Annotated in this window: 13 protein-coding genes; 10 read left to right on the top strand and 3 right to left on the bottom strand. The window is 67.3% G+C overall.

Annotation, left to right across the window (positions count from 1 at the left end):
• Positions 1-61 precede the first annotated feature (61 nt).
• The 3 genes from ACV22W_RS28990 to ACV22W_RS28980 all read right to left on the bottom strand — a co-directional run bounded on the left by ACV22W_RS28990 (position 62) and on the right by ACV22W_RS28980 (position 2,060).
• Positions 62-421 carry a hypothetical protein gene (locus ACV22W_RS28990; RefSeq protein WP_059817823.1) on the bottom strand — a complete coding sequence of 120 codons (360 nt, stop codon included), beginning with the start codon at positions 419-421 and terminating at the stop codon, positions 62-64.
• Positions 422-559: 138 nt separating this feature from the next.
• Positions 560-1,510 carry an Hsp33 family molecular chaperone HslO gene (hslO, locus tag ACV22W_RS28985; RefSeq protein ID WP_448022871.1) on the bottom strand — a complete coding sequence of 317 codons (951 nt, stop codon included), beginning with the start codon at positions 1,508-1,510 and terminating at the stop codon, positions 560-562.
• A gap of 25 nt (positions 1,511-1,535) precedes the next feature.
• Positions 1,536-2,060 carry a gamma carbonic anhydrase family protein gene (locus ACV22W_RS28980; RefSeq protein WP_059450440.1) on the bottom strand — a complete coding sequence of 175 codons (525 nt, stop codon included), beginning with the start codon at positions 2,058-2,060 and terminating at the stop codon, positions 1,536-1,538.
• A gap of 144 nt (positions 2,061-2,204) precedes the next feature.
• Between ACV22W_RS28980 and ACV22W_RS28975 the strand changes: the two genes are divergently transcribed.
• From ACV22W_RS28975 to ACV22W_RS28930, 10 genes are all read left to right on the top strand, one after another.
• Positions 2,205-3,062, top strand: coding sequence for a ferritin-like domain-containing protein (locus ACV22W_RS28975; RefSeq protein WP_448022873.1), 858 nt, complete (start codon positions 2,205-2,207; stop codon positions 3,060-3,062).
• A gap of 197 nt (positions 3,063-3,259) precedes the next feature.
• Entirely contained in the window at positions 3,260-4,150 is an 891-nt protein-coding gene (locus tag ACV22W_RS28970) for an alpha/beta fold hydrolase (RefSeq protein WP_448022870.1), read from the top strand.
• 82 nt (positions 4,151-4,232) lie between these two features.
• Positions 4,233-5,063, top strand: coding sequence for a 3',5'-nucleoside bisphosphate phosphatase (locus tag ACV22W_RS28965; protein WP_448022869.1), 831 nt, complete (start codon positions 4,233-4,235; stop codon positions 5,061-5,063).
• 72 nt (positions 5,064-5,135) lie between these two features.
• Positions 5,136-5,768, top strand: a complete 633-nt coding sequence (locus ACV22W_RS28960) for an L-threonylcarbamoyladenylate synthase (protein ID WP_059535812.1) — start codon at positions 5,136-5,138, stop codon at positions 5,766-5,768.
• A gap of 45 nt (positions 5,769-5,813) precedes the next feature.
• Positions 5,814-6,476: a site-2 protease family protein gene (locus ACV22W_RS28955; RefSeq protein WP_059817815.1), complete on the top strand. Its 663-nt coding sequence runs from the start codon at positions 5,814-5,816 to the stop codon at positions 6,474-6,476.
• Between the two features lie 8 nt (positions 6,477-6,484).
• Entirely contained in the window at positions 6,485-7,687 is a 1,203-nt protein-coding gene (locus ACV22W_RS28950; protein ID WP_059690935.1) for a tryptophan--tRNA ligase, read from the top strand.
• Positions 7,688-7,696: 9 nt separating this feature from the next.
• Positions 7,697-8,299 (top strand): class I SAM-dependent methyltransferase, encoded by a 603-nt coding sequence (locus tag ACV22W_RS28945; RefSeq protein ID WP_448022868.1) that lies wholly within the window; start codon positions 7,697-7,699, stop codon positions 8,297-8,299.
• Positions 8,300-8,346: 47 nt separating this feature from the next.
• Positions 8,347-9,249: a 4-hydroxy-tetrahydrodipicolinate synthase gene (gene dapA / locus ACV22W_RS28940; RefSeq protein WP_063549965.1), complete on the top strand. Its 903-nt coding sequence runs from the start codon at positions 8,347-8,349 to the stop codon at positions 9,247-9,249.
• Positions 9,250-9,360: 111 nt separating this feature from the next.
• Positions 9,361-10,506, top strand: coding sequence for an outer membrane protein assembly factor BamC (gene bamC / locus ACV22W_RS28935; RefSeq protein ID WP_448022867.1), 1,146 nt, complete (start codon positions 9,361-9,363; stop codon positions 10,504-10,506).
• Between the two features lie 4 nt (positions 10,507-10,510).
• Positions 10,511-11,287 carry an MBL fold metallo-hydrolase gene (locus ACV22W_RS28930; RefSeq protein WP_448022866.1) on the top strand — a complete coding sequence of 259 codons (777 nt, stop codon included), beginning with the start codon at positions 10,511-10,513 and terminating at the stop codon, positions 11,285-11,287.
• Positions 11,288-11,366 lie beyond the last annotated feature (79 nt).

Genomic DNA, 11,366 nt, shown 5'->3' with positions numbered 1-11,366 from the left:
AAATGCCGCGCTTTTTTATTTCGTGCCAGTCGTCAATCGAGTCGGTCGACGTGATGGTGCATCACCACCACCAGCCCGGGTAACCGTAGCCATAACCGATGCCGGTGCCCCACCGGTTTCCCCAACCGCCGCCGTAATAACCGCCGTAGACGGTCACGGGGGGCGGCGAGTAATACGCCCAGGCGCGCGCGGCGGCCTCGGCCGCCATCGCGTCGTTCTGCTCGCGCAGTACCTGCCTGTCGATTTCGTCGTAGCGTTTGCGCTCCGCGCTCGACAGTGCGGGCGGCTGGCCGCCAGATGCGCCCGGTTCGGGCAGGCGGCTCAGGATCGTCGATGAAGGCGGCTGCACCGCGCAGCCGGCGAGGGCCAGTGTGCCGGCTGCGACACTGGTCAGGACGAGGGTGCGGAACGGGCGATTCATGTATTTCTCCAGCAGCGCGCCGACAGCGGAAAGCGGTTTGCGCCGAAGGCGGAACCTCCGGCGCCTGAGCCGTGCGTGCGACGCTCGTGCGTCATTATGCGCCCGCGCGCGCATGGCCGGCACGGGCGCGCCGCTTACTCAGTGACGCTGATCGGTCGCGGGCGTGATGCCGGTCGCGAGTTCCGGCGCGGCGAACAACTGCGCGACGTCGACGGGATCGAACTCGTAGCGCTGGTTGCAGAACTCGCAGTGGATCTCGACGTGACCGCGCTCGACGATCACGCTGTCGACTTCGTCGCGCCCGAGCATGCGCAGCATCGCGCCGACCTTCTCACGCGAGCACGAACACTGGAAGCGCGTACCGGCCGGGTCGAAGTGCTGCACGTTTTCCTGCCAGAAGAGCCGTCGGAACACGACTTCCGGTTCGACCTCGAGCAGTTCCTTCGCGGACAGCGTGCCGCCGAGCGTGCAGACGCGCTCCCACGTGTCGGCGTCGGTCTCGGCGTTGCGCGGCACGATGCCGCCGTCGCCCGGCAGCTTCTGCAGCAGCATGCCGACCGCGCGGTCGCGATCGGCCGCGAGCCACAGCCGAGTGTCGAGCTGCTCCGAGTGATGCATGTAATGCTCGAGCACTTGCGACACCGATTCGAGCGGACCGTCGACGCCGTTCAGCGGCACGATGCCTTGATACGGCTGCTGGCCTGGCAGCTTCTCGGCCGGGTCGAGCGTGATCACGCAGCGGCCGTGGCCGCTCGCGTTGACGAGCGACGCGAAGTGCGCGTCGTCGCCGATCGTCTGCGCGACGTCGCCGGCGAACTTGGCCGTGGCACGCATCGACAGGTCCGAACTGCACTGGACCACCAGCATCTGGACCGGCCCGTCGCCGAAGATCTGCATGATCAGGGTGCCGTGAAATTTCAGGTTCGCGGACAGCAGCGCACACGCGGCCATCATCTCGCCGAGCACCGTGCGCACCGGGGCAGGGTAGTCACGACGGGAAAGCACCTCTTGCCACGTGTTGCGCAGCGACACGATCTCGCCGCGCACGGGTGCCGAATTGAACATGAATTTCTGTAACTGGTCGCTCACTCTTCTTCCTTGAAATCCGCGCGAATCAGCCGATCCGCACGAGTTGCTCCTTGAAATGCGCGCGTCGTTCGACGTACGTCTTCGCATTTGCGCGCAGCCGCGCGATGTCGTCTGCCGACAGCTCGCGCACGACTTTCGCCGGGGCGCCGAGAATCAGCGAATTGTCCGGGAACGTCTTGCCTTCCGTCACCACCGCGCCGGCACCCACCAGACAGTTGCGGCCGATGACCGCACCATTCAAGACCACGGCCTGAATCCCGATCAGCGAACCTTCGCCGATCGTGCATCCGTGCAGCATCGCCTGGTGCCCGATCGTCACGTTCTCGGCAATCGTCAGGGGAAAGCCGGGGTCCGTATGCAGGACCGCGCCTTCCTGGACGTTGCTGCCGGCACCGACCGTGATCGTCTCGTTGTCGCCGCGAATCGTCGCGCCGAACCATACGCTCGCGTTTTCCTCGAGCACGACCTTGCCGATGATGGCCGCCGTATCGGCGACGAATACGCTTTCGTGGATCGTCGGGGCCGTCTCGCCCAGTTTGTAGATCGTCACGGAGTCTCCTGGTCTCTTCGATGATGGGCGCCGGTAGAATGGCGCGTCTGGCGTGCCGGGCGCATTGCGTGACGGCACAAACGCATATTGTAAACCGTCGCGTGCATGCGTTCCTGCGATGCTCACGGGCGGTGCCCCCGCTTGATGAACATGGAGCCTTCTACTTTCATGGCTGCGCCGTACTGCGTGCGACGCACCGCGCTCGACGCGCTGCGGATGTCCGAGCCGGCCGCGAAAGCCGCCCGGGTTCGCGCGCTGCGTGATGCGCTGCTGGCCGGGCAGGCCACGATCGCGCCGACGCTCGATCTGGACGAACCGACCGACCTGCCCGGCCGTCCGGCGCGTCCGCCGCTCGTCGAGCCGCGCCAGCTCGAGCGCCGCAGCATGCGCTCGCCCGCCGGGCGCGCGGTGCTGCTGCACGCCCTCGCGCATATTGAATTCAACGCGATCAACCTTGCGCTCGACGCCGTGTGGCGCTTCGCCGGGATGCCGGACGCATTCTATGCGGACTGGCTGCAGGTCGCGGCCGAGGAGGCCCATCACTTCACGCTGCTGTCCGAGCGGCTTGCCGGGTTCGGGCATGCGTACGGTGATTTTCCCGCGCACAACGGGCTGTGGGAGATGTGCGAGCGCACCAAGACCGATGTGCTCGCGCGGATGGCGCTCGTGCCGCGCACGCTCGAGGCGCGCGGGCTCGACGCGTCGCCGCCGATCCGTGCGCGGCTCGTGCAGGCGGGCGACGACGCGTCCGCGGCGATCCTCGACGTGATCCTGCGCGACGAGATCGGCCATGTCGCGATCGGGAATCGCTGGTTCCGGTACTTGTGCGACGAGGCCGGCCGCGATCCGGTGCCGGCCTACCGCGAGCTCGCCGAGCAGTACCATGCGCCGCGGCTGCGCGGGCCATTCAATTTCGACGCGCGCCGCACCGCGGGATTCGAGCAGGCAGAGCTGGACGAACTCGCCGCGCAGGACGCTGCGGACGGCAAGGCGGCCGGTTAGCGCGGCCGGCCGTCGCCGGCCCCCGGCGGGCGGGAAGGCTGTCGCTGCGTCGGCCTCGCGCATCGTTCGGCGGCATGTCGGCGGTGTCCGACATGCCGATTCCACACGCTGTCGCTAGAGAGCTGCCTCGACTGCCAGGCGCCGGAACGGAAGCGTCATCGCTATAATCGAACGATCATTCTTTTTTGGCGGCTGCAATGAGTGCCTCGAGTTCTGTTTCCGATTTCGTCACGGTGCGCGGCGTCAAGCTGCATGTGCGGCGCTGGGGCCGGCCCGATGCGCCGACGCTGTTCATGCTGCACGGCTGGATGGACGTCGCGGCCTCGTTCCAGTTCGTCGTCGACGCGCTCGCGGGCGACTGGCAGGTGATCGCGCCGGACGCGCGCGGCTTCGGCCTGTCCGACTGGCCGGTCGCGAGGCAGGGCGGCGGTCATTACTGGTTCCACGAGTATCTGGGCGATCTCGATGCGCTCGTCGATCACTATGCGCCCACCGGCGAAGTCAATCTGATCGGGCACAGCATGGGGGCGAACGTCGTGTGCCTGTACGCGGGCGCGCGCCCCGAGCGCGTGCGGCGCGTGGTCGACCTCGAGGGGTTCGGGCTTGCCCCCGCGCGGGCCGAACAAGCGCCGCGCCGGCTGCGCGGCTGGCTCGACGAGCTGCGCGAGCCGCCGGTGTTGCGCCCGTACGCGTCGCTCGACGACGTGGCGGCCCGTCTGATCAAGACCAATCCGCGGCTCGATCCGCGCCGGGCCGCATTCCTCGCCGCGCACTGGTCGAAGCGTGGCGACGACGGCCTCTACCACCTGCTGGCGGACCCCGCGCACAAGATGGCGGGCCCGCAGCTGTACCGGCTGGATGAGGTGATGGCCGTCTGGAAGCAGGTGCGCGCGAAGGTGCTGCACGTCGAGGCCGTCAATTCGCCGACGCTCGCGTATCTCGCCGGCGACATCCCGCTGCCGGAGTTCAAGGCGCGCTTCGGCGCGTTCCCCGACTGGCGCGAAAAGCTCGTCGAGGATGCCGGCCACATGGTTCATCACGACCAGCCGGAGCAGATCGCGGCGCTGATCGAGGCGTTCTGCGCATAGGCCGGCGGCAGCGATGGCGGGGCACGCAGGCGGCGCAATTGCCGCATTGCAGTAGAATGAAGCTTCACCTGCCATACCGACAATGAACGCCGATCTCCACTGCCATTCGAATGTTTCCGACGGGTTGCTGTCGCCTGCCGACGTCGCGCGCCGCGCCCATGCCGGCGGCGTGACCCTGTGGGCGCTGACCGACCACGACGAGATCGGCGGCCAGGCGGCGGCGCGCAGCGAGGCGGAGGCGCTGGGGATGCGCTACCTGAGCGGCGTCGAGATTTCGGTCACGTGGGCGTCGCGCACCGTGCATATCGTCGGGCTGCACATCGATCCATCGAACCCGACGCTCGTCGACGGCCTCTACCGCACGCGCCACGGCCGAGCCGCCCGTGCGCGGGCGATTGCCGCGCAACTCGAGACGCTCGGTATTTCCGGCGCGTATGAAGGCGCGCTGAAGTACGTGTCGAATCCCGATCTGATCTCCCGCACCCACTTCGCGCGCTTCCTGGTCGAGAACGGTCATGCCGAATCGACCTCCGATGTGTTCGACCGCCTGCTCGGCGACGGCAAGCCCGGGTTCGTCCCGCACCGCTGGGCGACGCTGTCCGACGCCGTCGCATGGATTCGCGCGGCGGGCGGCGAGGCCGTGGTCGCGCACCCGGGCCGCTACCGCTACACGCCGGTCGAATTCGATGCGTTTTTCGGCGAATTCATCGATCTGGGCGGGCGCGCGATCGAGGTCATTACGGGCAGCCACACACCCGACCAGTACCGCGAATACGCGGACGTCGCGCGCCGTTTCGGCTTCGAGGTGTCGCGCGGCTCGGATTTCCATGCGCCGGGCGAGGGCCGCATCGAGCTCGGCAGCCTGCCGCCATTGCCGCCCGACCTGAAACCGCTCTGGGAGCGCTGGCTCTGACGTACCGCGGCTGCTTGCCGCTGGCGCTGCCGCCCAGGCGCGCATCCGACTTCTCCCTCTTTACGTGTGCCCATGTCCCAGTTCTTCAGGATTCATCCGGATAATCCGCAGCCGCGCCTGATCAAGCAGGCTGCGGACATCGTCAGCAAGGGCGGCGTGATCGCGATGCCGACCGATTCGAGCTATGCGCTCGCGTGCCACCTCGACGACAAGGACGCAGTCGAGCGCGTGCGCCGCATCCGGGGCCTCGACGAGAAGCAGCATTTGTCGCTGCTCGTGCGCGACCTGTCGGAACTCGCCAACTTCGCGATGGTGGACAATCGTCAGTATCGGCAGATCAAGTCGGTGACGCCGGGCCCGTACGTGTTCATCCTGCAGGCGACGAAGGAAGTGCCGCGCCGGCTGTCGCACCCGTCGCGCAAGACGATCGGGTTGCGCGTGCCCGATCACGCGATCACGCTCGCGCTGCTCGAATCGCTCGGCCAGCCGCTGCTCGGCACGACGCTGATCCTGCCGCCGGACGACGAGCCGCTCAACGATCCCGACGACATCCGCGCGCGGCTCGAGAAGCAGGTCGATCTCGTGATCGACGGCGGCGCGTGTCCGCGCGAGCCGTCGACGGTGATCGACCTGACGGGCGACGAGCCGCAGCTCGTGCGCGCGGGACGCGGCGCGCTTGAACCATTCGGGCTTTCGGCCGCGTAAGCGCCATTCATTTTTGCGCGAGTGCGCTTGTTACAATAACGCGATATGGACGCTTCCCTGATACAGACCATCGCCGTCTACGCGCTGCCCGTGATCTTTGCAATCACGCTGCACGAGGCCGCGCACGGCTATGCCGCGCGCCTGCTCGGCGACAACACCGCCTACATGATGGGGCGCGTGTCGTTCAACCCGATGCGCCACATCGATCCGCTCGGCACGATCGCGATCCCGCTTGCGATGTATTTCCTGACGGGCGGCGCTTTCCTGTTCGGCTATGCGAAGCCGGTGCCGGTGTCGTTCGGCAACCTGCGCAATCCGCGCTGGGGTAGCCTCTGGGTCTCGCTGGCGGGCCCGGCCTGCAACTTCGTGCAGGCACTGATCTGGGGCGTGCTGACCATCGTGCTGCCTGCGGCCGGCATCGACGAACCGTTCTTCACGCGGATGGCCTACGCAGGCGTCAGCGCGAACCTGGTGCTCGGCGTGCTGAACCTGTTTCCGCTGCCGCCGCTCGACGGCGGCCGCATCCTGGCGGCGCTGCTGCCGCCGAAGCAATCGATCGCGCTGTCGCGCATCGAGCCGTACGGTTTCATCATCGTCCTCGTGCTGGTCATGACGGGCGTGCTGACGAACTTCTGGCTGCGTCCGCTCGTGAACGCCGCGGCCGGCGTGCTGAGCGCCATCCTGTCTCCCTTCGCCTCGCTTTTCTAACGACAATCATGTTCCCAGATCGTATTTTCTCCGGCATGCGACCCACCGGGTCGCTGCACCTCGGCCACTACCACGGCGTGCTGAAAAACTGGGTGAAGCTGCAGTCCGAGTACCCGTGCTTCTTCTGCGTGGTCGACTGGCATGCGCTGACGACGCACTACGAAACACCCGAGGTCATCGAGAAGAACGTGTGGGACGTGCTGATCGACTGGCTCGCGTCCGGCATCGATCCGGCGCAGGCGACGCTGTTCATCCAGAGCAAGGTGCCCGAGCATGCGGAACTCGCGCTGCTGCTCGGCATGAGCACGCCGCTCGGCTGGCTCGAACGCGTGCCGACCTACAAGGAGCAGATGGAGAAGCTGAAGGACAAGGACCTGTCGACCTACGGCTTCCTCGGCTACCCGGTGCTGATGGCGGCCGACATCCTGCTGTATCGCGGCTCGCTCGTGCCGGTCGGCGAGGACCAGGTGCCTCACGTCGAGATGACGCGCGAGATCGCGCGCCGCTTCAACTACCTGTACGGCCGCGAGCCGGGCTTCGAGGAGAAGGCGCTCGAAGCCGCGAAGAAGCTCGGCGGCAAGCGCGCGAAGCTTTATCACGAGCTGCGCAACGCGTATCAGCAGGAAGGCGACGACGAGGCGCTCGAACAGGCGCGCGCGATGCTGCAGGAATCGCAGAGCCTGTCGATGAGCGACCGCGAGCGCCTGTTCGGCTATCTCGAAGGCGCGCGCAAGATCATTCTGGTCGAGCCGCAGGCGATGTTGACCGAAGCGTCCCGGATGCCGGGCCTCGACGGCCAGAAGATGTCGAAGTCGTATGGCAACACGATCGGCCTGCGCGAGGATGCGGAGACGATCACGAAGAAGGTCCGCACGATGCCGACCGATCCGGCGCGTGTGCGCCGCACCGATCCGGGCGATCCGGACAAGTGCCCGGTGTGGCAGCTGCATCAGGTCTATACGGACGAAACGACGCACCAGTGGGTGCAGAGCGGCTGCCGCTCGGCGGGCATCGGCTGCCTCGACTGCAAGCAGCCGGTCGTCGAAGGGATCCTGCGCGAACAGCAGCCGATGCTCGAGCGCGCACAGAAGTACATGGACGATCCGTCGCTGCTGCGTGCGATCGTCGCGGACGGCTGCGACAAGGCGCGCAAGCACGCGGTCGAGACGATGCGCGACGTGCGCGAGGCGATGGGCCTGTCGTACACCTGACCTGACAGCATGCGCGAACCTGTCATTGCCGCAGCGGGCGGCCACGTCGCCCAGACCGAACCGTCGCGCTGGGTTGCCCGCTGGTCGCGGCTCGTCCCGGCGGGCGGCGCGGTGCTCGACGTCGCCGCGGGCGGCGGCCGCCATGCGCGCTGGTTTGCGTCGCACGGGCATCCGGTCGTCGCGCTCGACCGCGATCCGGCCGCGCTGGCCGCATTGCGCGCGATTCCCGGCGTCGATGTGCGCGACGCCGATCTCGAGGGTGCGCCCTGGCCGCTGCCGGCCGGCGCGTCGTTCGCGGCCGTGATCGTCACCCATTATCTGCATCGCCCGCTCTGGCCCCAACTGCTCGATGCGGTGGCGCCGGGCGGCGTGCTGATTTACGAAACCTTCGCGCAAGGAAACGAAACGGTCGGCAAGCCGTCCAACCCCGCGTTCCTGCTCGCCCCGGGCGAGCTGCTGGATGCGGTGCGCGGCCACCTGCGGGTGGTCGCGTACGAGGACGGATTCGTCGCCGCGCCGCGCGAGGCGTTCGTGCAGCGCATCTGCGCGGTACGCGAGGGCGCGACCCCGACGGCGGGGGCGGGAATTCCACGTTACGAACTGCCCGGCTAATCCGCTACAATCTCAACGTTTACCGGTACATCAATCAATCGCGTTTCATGGCTAACGGCACCCAAGACGGCATTCAAATCCGCGGCAGCATCCCCGCGATCGTCACCCCGATGCTCGAAGACGGCAGTCTCGACCTGCCGGCGTTTCGCAAACTGATCGACTGGCACATCGCGGAAGGCACCGACGCACTCGTCGTGGTCGGCACGAGCGGCGAGTCGGCAACGCTCAACGTCGAAGAGCACATCCTGATGATCCGCACGGCGGTCGAGCATGCGGCGAAGCGCATCCCGATCATCGCGGGCGCGGGCGGCAATTCGACTGCCGAGGCGATCGAACTGACGAAGCATGCGAAGGCCGTCGGCGCCGACGCGACGCTGCAGGTCGTGCCGTACTACAACAAGCCCACGCAGGAAGGGATGTACCGGCACTTCAAGACGATCGCCGAAGCGGTCGACCTGCCGGTGATCCTGTACAACGTGCCCGGCCGCACGGTCGCGGACATGGCGCACGAGACGACGCTGCGCCTCGCGCAGGTGCCGGGCATCATCGGTGTGAAGGAGGCGACCGGCAATATCGATCGCGCCGCGCACCTGATCAAGGCCGCGCCGAAGCATTTCGCGATCTACAGCGGCGACGATCCGACCGCGATCGCGCTGATGCTGCTCGGCGGCCACGGTAACATTTCGGTGACGGCGAACGTCGCGCCGCGCGCGATGAGCGACCTGTGCCGCGCGGCACTGGCCGGCGACGTCGCAACGGCGCGCGAACTGCACATGAAGCTGCTGTCGCTGCACAAGAACCTGTTCGTCGAAGCAAACCCGATTCCGGTGAAGTGGGCGCTGCAGGCGATGGGCAAGATGCAGGGCGGCATCCGCCTGCCGCTCACGCCGCTCGACGAGCGCTGTCACGATGTCGTGCGTTCGGCCCTCGTCGAGGCCGGCGTCCTCTGATGCTCAGGCGGCCGCGTTCTGCGGCCGCCGGCTCGACCCCTCATCAACCCGCACCGGCCGGCTCCGTCCGGCGCCGCTCCTGACGAGCGTTCTAGCAAGACGAAGGATTTCATGAAACGTTTCGCCTTTTCCTCTCGCGCCATCCAGGTTTCGGTGATGGCGCTGGCGCTGGGCGCGCTCGCTGGCTGCGATACGCTGAACGATTATCTGGCTCCTGACCGGGTCAACTACAAGAACACGGGTTCGGCGCCGCCGCTCGCGGTGCCGAGCGACCTGAAGCCGGTGCCGACGACCCAGCAGTTCGTCGCGCCGCCGAGCAACGCCGGTCTCGGCACGTTGCCGCCGCGGGCGACGACGGCTGCCGGCAACGCGACCGACGGTGTCCCGAGCGCGCAGGATCCGCTCGGCATGCACATCGAGCGCGACGGCGACCGCCGCTGGCTCGTCGTGGATGGGCGCACGCCCGAGCAGCTGTGGCCGATCCTGAAGGAATTCTGGCAGGAGAACGGCTTCTCGCTGAAGACCGACGCACCGTCGACCGGCATCATGGCCACCGACTGGGCCGAGAACCGTGCGAACATTCCCGATGACTGGTTCCGCCGCACGATCGGCAAGGTCATCGACTTCGCGTACTCGTCGGGCACGCGCGACCGTTTCCGCACGCTCGTGAACCGCACGTCCGACGGCAACACCGACATCTCGATCACGCACAGCGCGATGGAGGAAATGATGGTCGGCCCGCAGGGCGGCACGTCGTCGCGCTGGGAAGAGCGTCCGCGCAATCCGGTGCTCGAGGCCGTGTTCCTGTCGAAGCTCATGCAGAAGTTCGGCCTGAGCGACGCGCAGGCGAAGCAACTGCTGACCGATGCGCGTCCCGCGACGGCGCCGGCGCAGGTCAGCGATACGAGCAGCGGTGCCGCGACGCTGCAACTGGCGGAATCGTTCGACCGTGCATGGCTGCGCGTCGGTCTTGCGCTCGACCGTACCAACTTCGCGGTCGACAATCGCGACCGCGAGAAGGGCGTGTACACGGTCCGTTATGCGAACACGATGGAAGAGCTCAAGCGCGACGGGCTGTTCGGCAAGCTGTTCTACGGCGGCCCGTCGGCGGCCAAGCCGGGCAAGGAATACATGGTCAACGTGCGAGCGCAGGGCAGTGGCGGCACGCAGGTCGCGGTGGTCGACGCGAACGGCAAGGTCGACAACTCGTCGGACGCGCAGCGGATCATTTCGCTGCTGCACGCCCAGTTGAACTGATCGCGTGCGCTTCGCCAGCCTCGGTAGCGGCAGCGAAGGCAACGCGCTGGTCGTCGAGGTCTCGAGCGGCACGACGACCACCCGCGTGCTGCTCGACTGCGGTTTTTCAGCGAAGGAGGTCGAGCGCCGCCTCGGCCGCCTGAATCTCGCCATCGACGATCTCGATGCGATCCTCATCACCCACGAACACAGCGACCATGTCGGTAGCGCGCTGACGCTCGCGCGGCGCGGGTCGCTGCCGCTCTACATGAGCTGGGGCACGGCACGCGCGGTGGGCGCGGACGAAGCCGATGTCGATCTCCACGTGTTGTGGGGCGACGAGACGGCCGCGATTCGCGATCTGGCCGTGATGCCCTATACGGTGCCCCATGACGCGCGGGAACCGCTTCAGTTCGTCTTCATGGACGGTTGCAGCCGGCTCGGCGTGCTGACCGACGTCGGAATGGCCACGCCGCATATCACGGCCGTTCTGAGCGGTTGTGACGCGCTGGTGCTCGAATCCAACCACGATACCGAAATGCTCGCCGGGAGCCGCTATCCGCAGTCGCTGAAGGCGCGGATCGGCGGCAATCACGGCCACCTGAGCAACGACGCCGCAGCGGGCATCCTTGCATCGCTCGAGCGCAGCCGCCTCCGGCACCTGGTCGCGGCGCACCTGAGCCAGCAGAACAACCGGCCCGAGCTGGCCCGTCAGGCATTGGCCGGCGTGCTGGGAACGGACGGGGAGGAAGTGGTCGTGGCCACGCAGGACGCGGGCTTCGACTGGCTGACGCTCGGCTGAGCGGGCGCAGGATAGGGCGACAGGACGATTCTTGGCCGGCCCGGCTGCCGGAAATGATGCGCGTAACCGGCAGACGTAA

The sequence above is a fragment of the Burkholderia sp. AW49-1 genome, from assembly GCF_053427845.1.
Note: the sequence above shows the minus strand (reverse complement) of the source record. Positions and strands in the feature narration are given on the sequence as shown.

What these genes read in the sequence shown, in the direction of transcription:
- ACV22W_RS28955 (WP_059817815.1), top strand. Translation starts at nt 5,814, where the DNA reads ATGGACGCTTCCCTGATACAGACCATCGCCGTCTACGCGCTGCCCGTG.
- ACV22W_RS28960 (WP_059535812.1), top strand. Translation starts at nt 5,136, where the DNA reads ATGTCCCAGTTCTTCAGGATTCATCCGGATAATCCGCAGCCGCGCCTG.
- ACV22W_RS28945 (WP_448022868.1), top strand. Translation starts at nt 7,697, where the DNA reads ATGCGCGAACCTGTCATTGCCGCAGCGGGCGGCCACGTCGCCCAGACC.
- bamC (WP_448022867.1), top strand. Translation starts at nt 9,361, where the DNA reads ATGAAACGTTTCGCCTTTTCCTCTCGCGCCATCCAGGTTTCGGTGATG.
- ACV22W_RS28990 (WP_059817823.1), bottom strand. Translation starts at nt 421, where the DNA reads ATGAATCGCCCGTTCCGCACCCTCGTCCTGACCAGTGTCGCAGCCGGC.
- dapA (WP_063549965.1), top strand. Translation starts at nt 8,347, where the DNA reads ATGGCTAACGGCACCCAAGACGGCATTCAAATCCGCGGCAGCATCCCC.
- ACV22W_RS28965 (WP_448022869.1), top strand. Translation starts at nt 4,233, where the DNA reads ATGAACGCCGATCTCCACTGCCATTCGAATGTTTCCGACGGGTTGCTG.
- ACV22W_RS28950 (WP_059690935.1), top strand. Translation starts at nt 6,485, where the DNA reads ATGTTCCCAGATCGTATTTTCTCCGGCATGCGACCCACCGGGTCGCTG.
- ACV22W_RS28975 (WP_448022873.1), top strand. Translation starts at nt 2,205, where the DNA reads ATGAACATGGAGCCTTCTACTTTCATGGCTGCGCCGTACTGCGTGCGA.
- ACV22W_RS28970 (WP_448022870.1), top strand. Translation starts at nt 3,260, where the DNA reads ATGAGTGCCTCGAGTTCTGTTTCCGATTTCGTCACGGTGCGCGGCGTC.